General features: G+C 44.0%; 12 protein-coding genes. 2 read left to right on the top strand and 10 right to left on the bottom strand.

Going from position 1 to position 17,660, the window contains the following annotated elements:
• Positions 1–35: 35 nt before the first annotated feature.
• The gene (locus tag HMPREF3002_RS00235; RefSeq protein WP_023919670.1) at positions 36–890 is read left to right on the top strand and encodes a putative RNA methyltransferase; all 855 of its coding nucleotides are present in this window, start codon (positions 36–38) and stop codon (positions 888–890) included.
• 40 nt (positions 891–930) lie between these two features.
• Here HMPREF3002_RS00235 and HMPREF3002_RS00230 read toward each other — a convergent pair whose 3' ends face one another.
• The 10 genes from HMPREF3002_RS00230 to HMPREF3002_RS00185 form a co-directional block, all read right to left on the bottom strand.
• A complete protein-coding gene (locus HMPREF3002_RS00230) occupies positions 931–2,235 on the bottom strand; it encodes a response regulator transcription factor (protein WP_023919672.1) in 1,305 nt (434 codons plus the stop codon).
• A gap of 10 nt (positions 2,236–2,245) precedes the next feature.
• Positions 2,246–3,892: a sensor histidine kinase gene (locus tag HMPREF3002_RS00225; RefSeq protein WP_023919674.1), complete on the bottom strand. Its 1,647-nt coding sequence runs from the start codon at positions 3,890–3,892 to the stop codon at positions 2,246–2,248.
• Between the two features lie 2 nt (positions 3,893–3,894).
• On the bottom strand, positions 3,895–4,506 hold the full coding sequence (locus HMPREF3002_RS00220; RefSeq protein ID WP_023919676.1) for a YesL family protein: 612 nt from the start codon (positions 4,504–4,506) through the stop codon (positions 3,895–3,897).
• Positions 4,507–4,677: 171 nt separating this feature from the next.
• The gene (locus HMPREF3002_RS00215; protein ID WP_023919678.1) at positions 4,678–6,159 is read right to left on the bottom strand and encodes an ABC transporter substrate-binding protein; all 1,482 of its coding nucleotides are present in this window, start codon (positions 6,157–6,159) and stop codon (positions 4,678–4,680) included.
• Positions 6,160–6,238: 79 nt separating this feature from the next.
• Positions 6,239–7,171 carry a carbohydrate ABC transporter permease gene (locus HMPREF3002_RS00210; protein ID WP_003004100.1) on the bottom strand — a complete coding sequence of 311 codons (933 nt, stop codon included), beginning with the start codon at positions 7,169–7,171 and terminating at the stop codon, positions 6,239–6,241.
• 13 nt (positions 7,172–7,184) lie between these two features.
• Positions 7,185–8,114 carry an ABC transporter permease gene (locus HMPREF3002_RS00205; protein ID WP_003009701.1) on the bottom strand — a complete coding sequence of 310 codons (930 nt, stop codon included), beginning with the start codon at positions 8,112–8,114 and terminating at the stop codon, positions 7,185–7,187.
• Between the two features lie 227 nt (positions 8,115–8,341).
• Entirely contained in the window at positions 8,342–10,222 is a 1,881-nt protein-coding gene (locus tag HMPREF3002_RS00200; RefSeq protein WP_070664729.1) for a beta-N-acetylhexosaminidase, read from the bottom strand.
• A complete protein-coding gene (locus HMPREF3002_RS00195; protein ID WP_021154266.1) occupies positions 10,216–11,085 on the bottom strand; it encodes an ROK family protein in 870 nt (289 codons plus the stop codon). Before HMPREF3002_RS00195 ends, HMPREF3002_RS00200 begins: the two co-directional genes overlap by 7 nt.
• Positions 11,086–11,170: 85 nt before the next feature.
• Positions 11,171–13,816, bottom strand: a complete 2,646-nt coding sequence (locus tag HMPREF3002_RS00190; RefSeq protein ID WP_070664727.1) for an alpha-mannosidase — start codon at positions 13,814–13,816, stop codon at positions 11,171–11,173.
• A gap of 240 nt (positions 13,817–14,056) precedes the next feature.
• A complete protein-coding gene (locus HMPREF3002_RS00185) occupies positions 14,057–15,337 on the bottom strand; it encodes a glycoside hydrolase family 125 protein (protein ID WP_070664725.1) in 1,281 nt (426 codons plus the stop codon).
• Positions 15,338–15,552: 215 nt separating this feature from the next.
• Here HMPREF3002_RS00185 and HMPREF3002_RS00180 point away from each other — a divergent pair, with 215 nt between their 5' ends.
• Positions 15,553–17,628: a GH92 family glycosyl hydrolase gene (locus HMPREF3002_RS00180; protein WP_070664723.1), complete on the top strand. Its 2,076-nt coding sequence runs from the start codon at positions 15,553–15,555 to the stop codon at positions 17,626–17,628.
• Positions 17,629–17,660: the final 32 nt, after the last annotated feature.

Raw genomic sequence — 17,660 nt, 5'->3', positions numbered from 1 at the left:
TTGCTATCTAGAGGCTCTTTTGTTACACTACTAATATGAATACACCGATTAAACCAAAGTTACAACGATTTCAAACAGCCACTGCTTTTGCCTGTCCCGTCTGTCAACTGGACCTAGAACTTGTGGAGACCAGTTTTAAATGTCCCAAGGGCCATTCTTTTGATTTGGCGAAATTTGGCTATGTCAACCTGGCTCCCCAGATCAAGCAATCAAAGGACTATGACAAAGAAAATTTTCAGAATCGCCAGCTGATCTTAGAAGCAGGTTTTTATGAGCCGATTCTAACAGCGATCGGACAAAAAATTCCGACCAGTGATGCCAAGATTCTAGATACCGGTTGTGGAGAAGGCTATTACTCCCGAAAGCTACAAGAGGCTTATCCCGAAGCTACTTTCTATGCATTTGATCTTTCCAAGGAATCTGTGCAACTAGCTGCCAAGAGTGACACTAGCTGGAAGGTCAATTGGTTTGTAGGAGACTTGGCTCATCTACCCATTCAATCCAAGAGTATGGAGGTCATTTTGGACATCTTCTCCCCGGCTAATTACGCTGAATTTGAGCGTGTCTTAAAGGCTGAAGGGGTGATCATTAAGGTCGTCCCAACCTCTTCTCATCTGAAAGAAATTCGTCAGCTGGCCCAAGATCAATTGACCAAGCAATCCTACTCCAACCAGGAAATTTTGGAGCACTTTAAAGACCACTGCCAGATCCTCTCATCCGAAACGGTCAGCCTCACCAAGAGTTTAACTCCTGAAGAACGCCAAGCGCTCCTCGCCATGACCCCTCTTCTATTTCACGTTGACCAAGAAAAGATCGACTGGAATCAACTCACAGAAATCACCATTGAAGCGGAGCTGCTGGTTGGGAAAATCAAGATACAAAGGACGTAAAATGAAAAGTGAAAAGGCTGAGACAAATCGTCTCAGCCTTTTACTCATCTTCTGCCTGCTCTGTCATGACTTGTAAGCGATAGGTTTTAGGCGATTTTCCACAGAGTTTACGGAAAACCTTGTAGAAATAGCCCACATTGCTGTAACCGACTTTATAGCAGATATCTTCAATGCTGTCATTGGTCGATAAGAGGAGCTGCTGGGCGGCCTTAATTCGCTGTTTGTTGAGGAGTTCTGCGAAAGTCGCATTGGTTTCTCGTTTAATCAATTGGCCTAAATAGACTGGATTGATAAAGAGACCCTGACTGATGTCCTTGAGTGACAGCTCTTTTTGGTAATCACGGCTAATCACTTGGAGGACACTCGCTACATTTTCATTCATCCGATAGTGGGATAAGAAACGGGACAACTCTTCCTGGATAAAGCCAATCATCTCGCTAAAAGTGGCAGTTTCTTGGACTTTCTTGACTACATCAGCTAAATTATCACCTTGCAGGTATTCAAACAAATGAAAGACATCCATCAAAAATTGGATAAAGAGCTGCTTGGTCAGTGAGACCTTAGGGGTCTTCTCAAGGATCATTTTTTCTAACCAATCCAGTTCTTCTAAGATCTGTTGGATATTTCCTTGCATGATCACCCGGTAGGCTGGTTCATAATAATTGAAGACTTCCTCGTCTTGATTGAGAGGGGTCGCTCCATAAAAGAGTCTCCGCTCCACTAGGTCCTTAAATTGATGAAAGTGCTCCTTATAGGGTGGCTCAAAGGCCTTCTCAATCATGGCTTCTTCTTCTTGATCTGAGATAAAGAGTTGAAGATTTTGCCCGAGAACTTGGTAAGACGAGCTGATAAAACCTTTTTTCTCCTTAGCAATCCCAATCCACAGTGAATTCCGGCCTGCGATATACCGACAAAACTCTTCCTCAGAGATGTCATCGTGAATCAAGCGGTTGGCCAACTCTTGGCTTGGTTGCTGGATTTGGTGCTGGATTTTTTCTAGGATATTGCCCATCTCCACCTTATTGACAGGTTTGAGCAGGTAGTCTGCCACGCGCAAATTGAGGGCTGTCTTGACATATTCAAAATCCTGATAGCCTGACATAATGATAAAAGCAGCATCTGGAATTAAATCCTTCATCTCTGCAATCATCTGAAGTCCGGTCTTTCCAGGCATATTGACATCCGTGATCACCACATCCACCGGATGTTCTCGCACATAATCAAGAGCCTGATCTGCATCTTCAGCAGTTGCGACCACTTCCATATTCCAGTGGTCAAAGGGGATTAATTTTTTTAACCCTTCTGTAATCATATACTCATCGTCTACTAATAAGACTTTGTACATTCTGTCTCCTTTATTCATCTTGAATGGTTATCGTATAGGTCACTCCATGGTGAGGTTGGGAGAAGACTTGGATATGGTAGCGATCTCCAAAGTAGAGTAGCATGCGTTCATGAACATTGACAATTCCGATGGACTGCCGCCCACTCTTTTCTTCGATTTCTGAGCGTGGATTGCGATTGGCTAGTATCTCTTGAATTTTTTCTAGCTGTTCTTCTTCCATCCCGCGCCCATTATCAGTAACTAGAATCATGACTTGCCCTTCTCCTTGCAAGACTTTGACACTAATCACATTGTCCTTGCGTTTGTGGTCCACTCCATGTGCAAAATAGTTCTCGACCAAAGGCTGGATGGTGAATTTTGGAATCTTCATTTTTTCCAAGCCTGGATCGATCTTAAAGCCATAGGCAATTGATTTTGGATAACGTACCATGCAGAGGTAACTGTATTTGCGACAAAATTCTAGCTCATTTTCAACTGTCGTCACTCGCTCATCTGAGATATTATTGCGCAAGAGACTACTAAACTCATAGATAATATCACCCAACTCTTCTTGCTCTTGCATGACGGCATACATCCGGATAAATTCCAGTGTATTGTACATGAAGTGGGGATTGATCTGGGCTTGTAGGGCCCGCATATTGGCATCCTTTTGGCTGAGCTGTAGCTGGTAGATATCTCGAATGTTCTTATCCATATTGTCTAACATGGTATTGATCATATTACCAATAACCAGCAGTTCTTGGTCCTTGGTCGAGGTATCAATCCGTCGTTCACTATCGCCTTGACTGATCAGATTCATGGTATCGACCAGATCAAGGACTTGACGACGGTAATTTTTGAAAATTTGCCGCATTAATAAGTAAAGGATCAAGAAAATCAAGAAAGCAATGGAGAGAAAAGTGGTCAGGTTGGCTAGACCCTTTTTGAGCAGATAACTTTCAGAAACAGCTACATCCACCTTGTAGCCATAGATCGTGCTACGGGTTTGCCATTTAACATCTTTTGATTGTCCCTTATCCCCTTCATGGTACATCTCTTTCCCAAAGGGAGTGAAGATCCGCACAGCGACCGGAAGATCACCTCTGGCATTGTCAATCGCTGCCGTCAAAATTTCCTGGTCCAGCGTCATATAAGCAATCCCAACTCCAGCACCCGTTGTCGGGTCTGTCAAAGGAACTGGAATAGCTGTTGCAGGAGCCTTGTAATGGTCCGCTGAGACCTGCTTGCCTCCCTTTGATTGCCGGGTAGAGACAAATACCGTCTTGTAATCAGACAAGGTGACATCGATGCCCTCGATGTTTTTATTGCTCAAATAGAGGCTGTCAATATTCTTATGTAGGGACAATTGGATATAGGAAGGGAATTGGGCATTCAATCGCCAAGTCTCATACTCCGATGGTGACAAGGTAAAATAGCGATAAATCCCTTCTAATTTTGCAGGGTTTTCAACGAGGCTACGACCTTCTTGTGTGACCCGTTGATAAGAGGTCTCGAGATCCGTCACCACTTCGGTCAAGACCCGTTGGGCGATCCGGTCGGCTTCAGCTTGCTGGTTTTTCCAAGAGATCCCCGCAACGACCAGGCCCATAATAGTCAAAATGACCACCATGACATAGGCGTAGAATTTTAAAAGCGTACTTAACCAAATTTTTTTCATCGTTAGGATACCAATTTTTCGTGGATGTTTTGATAAACAGGGTCAAAGATATCATTGACAAAGAAATGCCATACACCGATCAAGACGAAAAAGAGAAGGGCTGGCATATAGTAGCTAATGACGCCAAGTAGCGCAGTTCCAAGGATGAGCTTCAGAACCGGACGAATGTCCAGCAACATTCCGATCAAACTAAGCTTGATACTATTAGCATAAGAAAGATCGAAATGAACTTGTAATTTCAAATAAACGGCGTAAGCTAGAGGCGCTACCAAGAGGAAAACCAGATTAAACAAGAGAACCAAAATTTGGAAGAAATTCAAGTGAGGGATCTGGATCATGAGGTACATGCCATAGAGGAGAACCCCTTCAATGGCAAAGAAGGTATAAAAGACTTGATTAGCCGGGCGTAGATTTTCTTTGAAGAGTTCCCAAGCGCGTGACCAATGATAGTCCTTGTAGGTCATGCCATTTTCCGCATAGAGGCTCATGATAGTGGCACTAGCCGGTCCTACTCCCAAGAGAACACCCCCACAGATCGTCAAGACCCAAAAAATCCCTGTTACCAGCATAGCAACATAGACTCTCGTAAAAATGAACTCGATGATTTTTCCCATCATTCAGCCTCTTTTCCAATTAGTGATTCTATTATACCATAAAAATAAAACGCTTTCCCCCTATTTGCATTGGTAAATTGAAATATTGATTTTCATTTACAGGATTCATTTTCATAAAGACACAAAAAGGCTCTGGAGATCCCTCCAAAGCCTTTTTCGCACTACCTGCTCTTATTTTTTAGAAGCAAGGAATTCGTCGTATTGTTTTTGCATTTCGTCAAGCACTTTTTGGTAAGCACCTTCTGATTTCAATTTTTCAAGCATCTTAGGAACTTCTACTTCAGGATCCACAGTACCAGTATTGATCGCACCTGCGAATTGGTTCAAAGTATTTGTAAGAGCTGTGATTTCTGATTTCACTTTATCTGTGTTAAAGATGAAGCCAAGTGCTGGAGATTCTTTTGCAGTTTCCAAGTCTTTCTTAGATTGTGCAATTTGTTCATCTGTTACGTTTTCGTTGATGTAAAGAATCCAGTTGTTACCAGTGTTCCATCCAGACATGTGAGTGTTTCCGTTGTAGCCATCCAAGACTTTGACACGGTTTTCTTTGCCAGGAACTTTTTCCCAGTTCTTGCCTTCTGGTCCATAAACAAGGCCGTTCAAGAGTTCTGGATCAGTGTTCAAGAGGTTCAACACTTCCATGGCTTTTTCTTTGTTCTTAGAGTTGTTTGAGATAACAAAGTTAGCTACTTGAGTAGTGTTGTTCTTCTTGTAAAGTTCAGTAAATGGTTTGATGTCGATCTTACGGTTTGCTACACGAGTAAGCAAGCTGTTACCGTAGTCAGCTGGTCCTACTGTTTCTTCACGAACCAACCATGTATCTTGAGAAAGATCATAACCAGTGTCGCTCGTTGCTACGTCTTTTGGAATGTATCCTGCTTCGTAGTATTTGTGAAGAGTCTTCAAGTTTTCTACATAACGAGGAATTGTGTAACGGTCAACGATCTTAGTGGTGTCACCTTTCAAGTCAACAACGAATGGAAGTCCATCAACAGCCACATAGTCGAAGTCATCTGAAGGTCCACCGTAGCTCTTGTTCATTGCAAATGGAACAACGTTTGGATCTTTTTCTTTGATAGCTTTCAAGACTGGTTCAAGAGAAGCATAGTCTTTCACGTTTGAAACGTCGATACCATATTTTTCAAGAAGTGGTCCGTTGAAGGCAAAGTTTTGAGAAGATGCCACGTTAGCTGCTACTGGAACAGCATAGATCTTGCCATTTACAGTGTTCCCTTTGATGTAAGCTGGGTCAAGTGCTTTGTAAAGGTCTTTTCCTTCTTTCTTGTACAATTCTGTCAAGTCAGCATAAGCACCTTTTTGAGCGTTGATCACGTAGTTATTAGCAAAGGCAATATCATAGTTTTCACCAGATGAGATGATAACGTTCATTTTTTGTGCGTAGTCACCCCAACCAAGGTATTGGATATCCAATTTTGCGCCGACTTTCTTTTCAATGATCTTGTTGGCATTTTTAAGAAGAACATCCAAGTTATCAGGTTTATCACCGATTTGGTACATCTTGATGATTGGTTTCCCGTCTTCAGTTGTTGCTGATTTCTTGTTATTACCTGTAAGGCTTCCACAAGCAGCAAGAGTAGCTCCAAGAGCAATGACACTAGCAGATGCTAACGCGTATTTTTTCCAATTTTTCATAAGAAAAATCTCCTTTATGTTATTTTCTTTTTAGACTAAGTTATGAGTTGAAAATCTTACTGATTTTCAATGAACGATGTTATTCTTTCACACCACCGATGGTCAAGCCTTTTACAAAGTAGCGTTGGAAGAATGGATAGAGAATGGCGATTGGCACTGTTGCCACAACCACCATGGCCATACGTCCTGTTTCCCGTGGGATGGATTGTACAGCTCCTGCCAATTGGCCGGATACCCCGACGTTTTTAGCGATGTAATCCATATTGTTTTGGATTTGCATCAAGAGGTATTGCAATGGGTAAAGGTTGTCACTCTTAATATAGAGGAGGGCGTTGAACCAGTCGTTCCAGAATCCTAAAGCAGTGAACAAACTGATAGTCGCAATCCCTGGAAGAGACAATGGCAAGCAGATTTGGAAGAAGATCCGTGTTTCACTTGCCCCATCGATCCGAGCGGATTCAAGGATAGCTTCTGGAATGGTCCGTTTAAAGAAGGTCCGCATCAAGATGATGTTAAATGGACTGAGCAACATTGGGATAATCAAAGCCCCGATGGTATCACCTAACTGCAAGAGTTGAGTGGTCACAATGTAGCTTGGAACCAACCCTGCACTAAAGAGCATACTAAGGAGTGAAAATACGGTAAAGAACTTGCGGTATTTAAAGGTACTCCGTGAGATTGCGTAAGCATAAGTTGTGGTGATAAAGACATTACATGCTGTTCCCACAATGGTCACAAACAAGGTAATGAAGAGGGCTTGTAAGATTTTGTCTTTGAATTGTACCAAGAAGAGGTAACCATCAAATCCAAATTTTGCTGGCCAGAATTGGAAGCCATGGACTGCCAAACTTTGTTCGTCTGTCAAAGAGATCATGACAACGAAGATGAAGGGAAGCACACAGGTCAAGCCGACCAAGGTCAACAACAAGGTAAAGAAAAAGTTGCTCTTCTTACTGAAAGAATGGATCCCGACATTATCAATTTTTTCTTTTTGAATGGTTGATTTTTTCATACGATCCTCCTTTCTAGAAGAGAGCGGCATTCTTATCAATGCGACGGGCAATGATATTTGAGATTAACACAAGAACCAAACCGACTACCGATTGGTAAAGACCGGCTGCTGCTGTCATCCCGATATCCCCTGACTTGGTCAAACCGTTGTAGACATAAACATCAATAACGTTGGTCACACTATAGAGCGCTCCAGCATTATGCGGGATTTGGTAGAATAGACCGAAGTCTGCGCGGAAGATATTTCCGACTGCAAGAATGGTCAAGACCGTAATCAAGGAAGACAACTGAGGAATGGTGATGTTGCGAATGCGTTGCCACTTAGACGCACCATCCACGGTCGCTGCTTCATAGTAAGTTGGGTCAATTCCCATGATGGTTGCATAGTACATGACACTACTATAACCAAAGCCTTTCCAGATCCCTAGGAAGAGGAGAAGCGCTGGCCAGATCCACAATTCCGAATAGAAATTGATGGCCTTCATGCCAAATGAAGTTAAGATGTGGTTGACCAATCCTTTGTCCACGTTAAGGAAGGCATCGGTGAAGAAGCTGATGATAACCCATGATAAGAAGTATGGGAAGAGCATGGAGGTTTGAAGCACCTTGACCACTCTTTTTGATCTCAACTCACTAAAGATGATGGCGATTCCAACGGAAACAATCAATCCTAAGAAGATGAATCCTAAGTTGTACAATACCGTGTTTCTTGTAATAATGTAGGCATCTTTGGAACTAAAGAGGAACTTGAAGTTGTCAAAGCCAACCCACTTACTCTTCATGACACTGTCAATAAAACCCTCTCCCGTAATATGATAGTCCTTAAATGCTACGATATTCCCAAAAACCGGAATATAGAAGAATAAGATTAACCACGCTGCACCAGGTAAGACCATTAAAAGAAAAATGAAATTTTCTCTCAGAGTCCTTACAAACTTTTTCATTTAACTCCCCCCTTTGAGCCTTGAGCGTGTTTATTTGCTTTGGTAGCGTTTACATCACCTATTATAAGATAGCCCATTTACATTTTCAAACTCCTAATTATAGAAAAAATTCTACAAATTTATGACATAGCTTTAAAAAAGGAGTAGAAAAGGGTGATCGTAAAGACAACTCTTCTTCTACTCCTATCGACCGCGGATGAGATTTCTGTCATCCGACTTGGCATTTTTTACGTTGTATAAATGGTTGAGGCAGTCGCAATAGTATGCCACTGATTAGCCGTTGTGGCTGCGAAGTCCTGATCTCCGTAGAAATCGTTGAATGGCAAGATCTCTACTTCTAGTTCATCGATACGAGAGATTTCGCCTGCTAGGTAGTTTTCAATCCGACTTTCAGCTCGCTTGATCCGTTGCAAGAGTCCACCCATCCGGATGTCTACGGTATCCAAGCCAAAGACCTTGTTTTCTTTCAACCATTGGTGGCTAAAGAGGTCATGGAAGGTTTCAATCTGACTTCTGAGTTTTGGCAATTCTCCTCTAGCGATTTGTTGCAAGCTCTCTTTATCACCTGCTTGATAGGCCTCACGAATGCGTCGGCCCACATCCACTTTATTACTTAAAATGGCATTCAACTGAGCCTGAGTCTCAAAGAGATAGGCGTAGACACCAGCTTTTTCTTTAATGTCAGAAAGAATTTCAGCCGCCTTGGCAAAGTATGGCTTGTCCTGTTCAGGAGTCATGTGCTTGTCAAGGATTGGGCAAAGAACATCCTGATAAAAGACATAGCGGTTAGGATTGATACCACTAAGATTGTCTGGTAGGTCTGGCAAGAGGTTGGCAAGATCCAGCTGCATAAAGTCCTCAACAGATAGACCTGTATTAGTCTTGAAGTGGGCAGATAGACGCTCTAAATCATTGCGATAGCTAAGTTCTGCCCAGATTTGCAAGCTTGGCAAGATAGAGAACTGGGCTGTTTCCCCACCATTGTCCCCCCAACCCGTCACGATAACTTCCTTGATTTGGTTGGCACGGCAAGCTTTATTGGCTTCTACTGCAATGAGACGGCTGAAATGGTTGTGGGGCGTAAAACCAATCCACTTCCAAGCCCCACCTGCAAAGGCAATATCCTGGCTAATCTTGTGGTGGTTACTGAAGTTACGATTGTATTTTTCTTCGCTATCCTGATAATAATCCCAGTAAACCAAGGTCACACGGTCTTTGAGACGGTCAAGGTAAACACGCGTTTCTTCTGGAATTTCCACCTCACGGTCGTACTGGCCATCTGCTGACATGAGCTTGAAGAACATATCGCTCCACATCTGGCAGTGGAAACCATACTTATCGGCAATATCCAGCACGCGCTCCAAGTGTTGACACATGAGGAGGCTACGATCCACCACACCATTTAGGATAAGGTAGCGTCCCAAACCAACCAGGTGGGCTTCGTCCATCCCGATATTGACCTTGCGAGTTTGTAGTTTAGACAACGTCGCAAACATACCGTCAATCAGGTCGTAAACTTTTTCTTCACCGATGAGAAGAATATCTTCTACATCGCGGAGCTCTTGCACTTCTTTGACGCCCCATTTGACAAAGGCTGATAAGTGAGCCAAAGTTTGGATACATGGCACAAAGGTCATGTCAAACTGCTGGGCGTAGCTTTCGATTTCCTGTAACTCTTCAGCTGAGTATGCTCCACGGAAATAACCAAAGTAAGGTTGTCCTTCAATTTGATAAGTGTCTTCCATGTAGAGCTCAAAGGTTGAATAACCCATCAGAGCCAAGACTTCAATCATCTGCTTGGCAGATGCGACATTGAGCACGGCATTGCGCGAACAGTCCGCCATATAGGCTAAATCTTCATAGGCCGCCTGCTCTTCAATCTCTACCTTGTCCCCTTCTGCTAAAGCTGTTGCGAGCACAGATAAGGCACGGTAGAGTTGATGAGGTTTACGGTAGGTCAATTGATACTGCCCATTCTCCCCCTTGATAGAGATGGAAGCATGGTCAGACTGAGCGACTGCCACTTCTACATCTGGTAGAGAAATGTGATTTTGGAGCAACTCTAAAGCTTGCGCTTGTTTACTGTTGATTCCGGTAAAACTTACCATTGGTTTTCCTCCTGTAACCAGTTGACAAGGGCACCGTAGAGATTGGCATCTGCCTGATAGGTGCAAGCTTGAATGACTGGAGCGATGGTATATTCTTCATATCTTTCCACAAAGGCATCTACGGCTTTTTGCACGCCTTTGATAAAATCAAGGTTCTGACTGATAGAGCCGCCTAGACTAATCACATCTGGATCAATCAGGTACTGGATATTGAGCAGTCCTTGAGCAAGATTACGATTCATGCGCTCAATAGCTTCTTGGCAAAGGGCATTACCTGCTGCCGCCTCTTGGTACACCTTGCGGCCATCCCAATCGGTTTGACCAGATTTTTCAATCACATAGCGAACCATGTTTCCTGTAGAAGCGAGTTGTGACCAGTTATTGAGTCTTTCTGCGGGCTCGATTGTGGTCATGTAGCCAAACTCACCGCCCAAACCATGACGACCACGGTGTAGCTTCCCATTGATAATCATGGCTCCACCGATTCCTGTACCAATCACGACACAGGCTGCATTTTCAATCTCAGGATGAGCTAGCAGTTCACTGAGTCCAACACAGTTGGCATCATTTTCTAGGTGGATAGGAAGCTTATGATGAGCAAGCGCCTCATACCATGAAAAACCATGGATGTAAGGAATGGCACTGATCCCTTCAATTACCCCTGTTTCTTGATGAACGGCTCCTGGCACACTCATGGCAATCCCACGGTAGTCACGTTCTGACAATCGCTGATCCAACCAAGCTAGCAACTCTTCCAGAGTCTCTGGCGTTGCGGTGCTGGCCTTATCTAAAATCTTTCCATCAGGAGTTAGACTAGCAAACTTAATGCCAGTCCCTCCGATATCAATCGTTGCAATGGTCATTGCTTTTACCTGTAAAAAGGAGCGAATCAGCAGTCGGTTCTTACTCTTTTCGCTCCTCCTTTCTTTTTATGTTATCTTTTTGAAATTAGATTTCTTCTTTTTTGATCCATTCTGTCCGGATTTCTTGCGGTGCCAATAAACCTGTATGGACCGGATACGGTTGTTCCAGAAGATCGACAACCGTTTGTTGTCCTTCTGACACGCGAACATTTTCTTGACTCATATTGTAGTAACGAAGGACGTATCCTTCTTCATTTTCAGCCACCTTAAAGGCTGTTGGGCAGACTTGTGGCAAGTTGAGGGCTGCATGGTTGAAGAGACTACCTGTTGCAGCAACTCTACCTTCTTGTTTTGCAACTTGAAGAGCTGTAAATGGCACCTGGAAGGCTTTAGCACGACGGAAGGCCGAGAAGCGTTCCCCTGCTTGATGGCATTCTACTGCAAACTCAACTTCGATATCGCGCAAGCACTGAGCTTCTGGCGTTGGGAAGTAGCCCCAGTCACCTAGCTCACCTGAAGCACGGAGAAGGGTTACAGCCATGGTGTCGTCCTCAAGGATTTCGTATTCGTGCAATCCTTTATTGGCTACTGTCACTCCTTTAACATCGTCATACAAGCTAACAAAGGCTTGTTGGTGTTGTGGATTTTCAGGATTTTCCCAAGAAGCTGCTGGTTTATTTGGTCTTGTAACAACTTCATAGATGCTTTCAGAATCATTACTTGGGCGTGTGTTATGAGTTTTGACCAAGAGACGAATGCGGTGGTCTTTGGCTGTATTGGTAAAGCGAGTCTTGAAGCGAATTTGTGGATCATCTACAAAAATGGTCATCTCCGTTTCAAGAGGAATGGTTGTCAACTCTTCTGAACGACCTGCATCTCGTTTCATGAACTCGATGATACCTCTTTGTTCAGCATCCAATTTTTCATCTGCGCTAACTGGAATAGTCAAGTCATGTTTGAGCAAAACCTTAGCATAGCGAGCATTGTTTTCCAGAATTTCATAACCTTTCAGTTTTGCGAAAATTGGCTCTGTTCCTTTTGGTTGGAAATAAATGTACTCATTCCCGATATCGCCACGGTCCTCAAATTGGATAAAGTCCTCGTAAGCTTCGTTTGTAGTCTTGTCGTAGACTGTGATACCTTCATCTACACTTACTGTCACAAATGGAGTATCAATAACTCCATTTTGGAAGATACCATCGCTTTGTGCTGCTGGCCCTTCGACTAGTTGGAAGCTTGACCAAGAAAGTGGTGCAAGGTGAATTGGAATTGTCACGCGCACTTGACGTGCAATATAAGGTTGACGGAATTTATCCTTAGGCAGGGTATAGCCAAAGCTTGCTCCCAAGTCCTCAATCTCTGCTTCTACAAGATGCCCCTCTAAATCTTCTACGTGGTAGTCTGGCAAGCTCAAAGCGGCCATTTTCTTGAAGCCTTCTGTCGGATGCAATTCCTTAAATGGACAAACTGCTACATCGACAATCGTGCTGACAGTGTCCACCTTATTATGCAAGCCAGTATTGACGACCGTAAAGAGGTGTTCACTCTGGGCTTTTTGAGTCGCTAGTTTACCCTTCCATTCGTTCAGAAGGTTGGTCTTGACAAAGTTTCCGACTTGATTGACCTTGGCAAAACGAACTTCCATCTCACGGTGAACATCATCCACACTACATCCACAAATACTATCGTGTGGCGCATTTTGTAAGAGTGTCTTCCAGGCATAGGTCAATTGATCCTTGTGGTTGTGCCCACCAGTAATGATGGTCAAAGGTTCCACCACTTGCTCTAGCAAATTGCTGTTTTCTTGGAAGGCTTGCTTGAGATAAATCCGAGAGGAAGACGTGTTTGCCAGTGTGTACCAACCATCGGTTTCCTGACTGGTCAATTCTCCCGTAACCGTAGATAATTGCTCAGGAAGCGCACTTTCCACTGCTTGCACATATTCATCAAAGGAACTATGAATAAAGGTCACGTCAGGGAACAGTTCGTTAGCCACGCGAATAGCTTCACTCAAGTTTCGTTGAACCGGTTGGTGGTCGCAACCGTTCATCATCAACCATTGGTTGGTTGAGGCATAGTCACGAACGTCTGCCAATTTTTGTTTCCAGAAAGCCAAAGCTTCATCTTTATCCACTGGAATTTCGTTCCCGTTACTGTACCAGTTAGCAAAAAGAATACCCAGCACACGGCTACCATCCGCCCCTTGCCAGTACATTTCAGAAAATTGAGAGGTAAACTGCTCATCTTCGAGGACTTGGTTGTCAAATCCGATTGGTTTGACCCCACGCCCAAAGGCTGCTACGTGAATCCCTGATTTTTGAAGGATTTGAGGAGCTTGTCCCATATTTCCAAAGGTATCAGGGAAGTAACCAATTTGAGTTGATTTGCCCCATTTGGCACATTCAGCTTGACCAATCAAGGTATTGCGGACGTTGGCTTCACTGGAGATTAGGTAATCATCCTGCAAGATATAAAAGGGACCAATCTTGAGCTTGCCTTCGTCGATATAACGCTGCACCTTGTCACGGTTTTCAGGGCGAATTTCTAAATAGTCATCGAGGACGATGGTTTGTCCATCCAAGTGGAAACTTTTGAATTCAGGGTCATTTTCAAAAAGATCAAAGAGATTGTCAAAGAGTTCCACCAATTGCATGCGGTGACTTTCAAAAGGTAGATACCACTCACGATCCCAGTGGCTGTGAGAGATAATATGTACAACAACATTTTCCATGAGTAAAACCTCATTCTAACTTAAATTTTTAATGTTTTAAATATAAACTTGTGATTCTAACAAGAATCAGTGAAGCTAAAGCGTGCTCCTTATACTCAATGAAAATCAAAGAGCAAACTAGGAAGCTAGCCGCAGGTTGCTCAAAGCACTGCTTTGAGGTTGTAGATAGAACTGACGAAGTCAGTAACATATATACGGCAAGGCGAAGCTGACGTGGTTTGAAGAGATTTTCGAAGAGTATTAGCAAATATCCAAGTAATCCAAGACTAATTCGCAGAACATCATGTTGGCCCAAGAGAACCATTCACGCGAGTAGAAGGTTGGATCATCTACATGGAAACTTTCGTGCATGACACCTGTTCCACCATCGCAGGCAACCAACTGGTCCAGCAACTGTTTTTTCTCAGCTTTATCTGTCGTTGTCAATCCTTGAATGGATAAAGCAATCGGCCAGATATAGCGATAAAAGGTATGAGAACTTCCGAGCCCACTAGCATACTTCCCTTCATAGAAGTAAGGATTTTCAGGGCTCAAAATCGTCCGACGAGTGGCTTGGTAGACTTCATCGTCGATGGCGCAGTAGCCAAGATAGGGAGCCGCCAACAAACTTGGTACGTTCGGATCATCCATGATGCTAGCATTTCCCAAACCGTCTACCTCAAAGGCATAGATTTTCTCGCCCTTGCTATTAGTCGTGTAGGCGTAATTTTCGATCCCTTCTTGGATCTCCGCTTGCAGGCGTTTGGCATCTGCAATGATGCTTTCACTATCGGCTAGATTCAAGTCTGCAAAGATTTCTTGTACATAGCCCAAGACAACCACTGCGAACATATTGGACGGAATCAAGTAACTATACTGACAGCAGTCATCACTTGGACGGAAGGCTGACCAGGTCATGCCTGTCACGGCAAAATCAGGACCAAAACCATCATTTACCAAAGTGTCTTCCTTACGATCAGTATCCCGAACAAAGCGATAAGGAGAGTTCTTGTGGTCTTGCTCCACCGTCCAAAGATGAAGAATTTCCTTGGTGGCTGTGACAAAGGTTTCATCAAACTGGCTAGTCTCACCAGTTTCTTTCCAAAGGAGAAAAGCTAATTGCAAGGGATAGCACAGCGAATCCACTTCATACTTGCGTTCCCAAATCCAGCCATTGAGATCTGTATGGTCGGTCTCGTGGTGACCCTTCCAGTTCTCTTCAATGTTGAAGGAGTTGGCATAGGGATCCTTGAGAATCAAAGTCATCTGACGTTTAACCAAGCCAGCAATGGTCTGGCGCAAGAGAGGGTCTCTTTTAGCCACATGAAGATAGGGTCTCAATTGAGCAGTAGAGTCACGCAACCACATAGCTGGGATATCCCCTGTTAGCACAAAGGTTGAACCGTCTTCTAAAATTTCAACTGTATTGTCTAAAGTGTCTGTATAGCAACGCTCAAAGACATCCACCCATTCAGGGTACTCCTTGGCACGTTCTGCTACTTGGTCCAGCCATTCTCGCACGATTTCTTTTGAATAGGTCATTTATTTTCCTCACACGTATCGATTCTTTCCTATTCAGTATAAAAGATTTCAAAAAGGAAATACATACGCAAACTATAGCCCTTTTTCTACAAAATTTTCCATTTGATAAAAACGCTATCATATTTGACAACGCTTTGATACAATGAAGAAAATACCACTGCGTGTTCCAAGAAAAACACAGATCATTTAAGGTTGATGAAGAAAAAGGAGACAAGATGCGCACACATTGCCAAACCATCGATACCCGCTGGGGAAGCGATAATCATCCCCACTATTCGCACGGGAACACCCTCCCTTATACCGGAGTCCCTTTTGGGATGAACTACTTCCTTCCTCAGACGACACACGAACAAGGGGCTTGGTTTTTCAACCCCAATCTCCCTATTTTTCAGGGATTTCGCCTCACCCACCAGCCTAGTCCTTGGATAGGAGACTACACTTGGTGCCTCATCACGCCCATCACGGGGGAAATTGCAAGTTCCGACCTCTTCCGTCGCCAAAGCAGTTATTCGATGAAAGAAGCTATTTTCCAGCCCCACTACCTCCGTATTTTTTCGGAACGTTATCAGATTCAAAGCGAGCTGGTTCCAAGCCGCTACGGGGCTGTCATGCACTTTCGAGCACCAGAAAGACTGACACTCTGCTTTCATGCAGCAAAGGAACTAGAGGACTTGACCCTGACAGACCAAACCTGCCACTTCCGCATTCTGGATCAGGCCCATACCGCAGATACTTCCTACTCTTTCTATCTCCAGTGGCAATTTAGCCAGCCGATTGAGAACGTCACTCACATCGATCATGATCTTTTTCTCACCTTTTCTAGCAAGGAAGTGACCGTCCAATTAGGAACTTCTTATCTGTCCCAAGACATGGCTCACAGCCATCTTCCCAACCCTTCCCTAGAGGAAGCTAAAAAAGAAGCAACCGATCAATGGAATCAGCTGCTAAAACGAATTGAAGTGAAGGATACCGGAGGGCGTGACCAAGCCTTTTTCGACCATTGCCTTTACAGACTCCTCCTTTTCCCTCAAACTTTTTATGAAACGGATACTGAGGGAAATGACTGGCACCTGGATGTCACCCATAATGAAATCAAATCAGGAAAAGCTTATACGAATATCGGATTTTGGGACCTCTTTCGGACCTCTTTTCCGCTCTTTAGCCTTGTCTACCCCGATTACTACCGTCACTTTCTCGAAGGATTTTTAAACACTTACAAGGATACTGGTTTTCTACCAAAATGGTTGGCCCCAGATGAACGAGGAATGATGCCAGGTACCCTCATCGATGGCGTCTTTGCGGATGCTGTCACAAAAGGGATCGCACCAGACCTACATGAAAACATGCTGACAGCCATGCTCCAGACGGCTCAAAAAACAGATCCCACTCAACATTTTGGTCGCCATGGCAATGAAAGCTACAAGGCCCTTGGCTACCTACCCGAAGATTTTCATGAAAGTGTTAGCCATAGCCTAGATTATGCCTATAGTGATTTTTGCATTGCTAGCGTTGCCAAGCAATTGGTTCATACAGAAACAGCCGCTCGGTATGCTGCTTCCAGCCTCTCCTACCGAACATTGTACGATGCCCAAACAGGCTTTATGAGAGCACGATCCACCAATGGAACCTTTAAAGAACCCTTCTCTCCTACCAGCTGGGGAGGAGATTATGCAGAATGCTCTGCAACCCAGGCTACTTTTGGAGCCTTACACGACCTCTCCGGCCTGATAGAGCTGATGGGCGGTAAAAAAGCCTTCACCCAACGATTGCTGGATCTGGCCAATCAAAAACCTCAATTTGATGTAAGAGGATATGGCTATGAAATCCATGAAATGAGTGAAATGGCCCAAGCCCCATTTGGGCAGATTGCCATCTCCAATCAACCCAGCTTTCACCTTCCCTACCTCTTCCGCCACAGTCTTCACCCCGAATATACCAATCTCCTGATCCACCAGATCCGTTCCCAAGCTTTCCATCCAAATTTCCAAGCCTATCCAGGTGATGAGGACAACGGTAGCCTATCTGCTTGGTACATCTGGTCAGCCCTTGGACTCTATCCAACCTGCCCAGGAAAACCAATCTATGATCTAGGGCTCCCCCTCTTTAAAGAAGTCCTTCTCCATCTTCCCAAGCAAGAGCTCAAGATTTGCGCCAACTCACACACTGCAGGCGCCTATTTCATCCAAAAAGCCCTATTAGATGGTAAAGAGAAACAAGAGATTTCCCATCAAGACCTCCTTGAAGCCCAATTGCTCCAATTTGAGCTTTCTTGGCTCCCCCCACATGCATAAGAAAAAGAGGCTGGGACAAAAGTCCTAGCCTC

This window comes from Streptococcus sp. HMSC065E03 (assembly GCF_001815045.1).
In the GTDB taxonomy this organism is placed as follows: Bacteria; Bacillota; Bacilli; order Lactobacillales; family Streptococcaceae; genus Streptococcus; species Streptococcus parasanguinis_AD.
The sequence above is the reverse complement of the archived record's forward strand: the minus strand, read 5'-3'. Positions and strand labels throughout refer to the sequence as shown.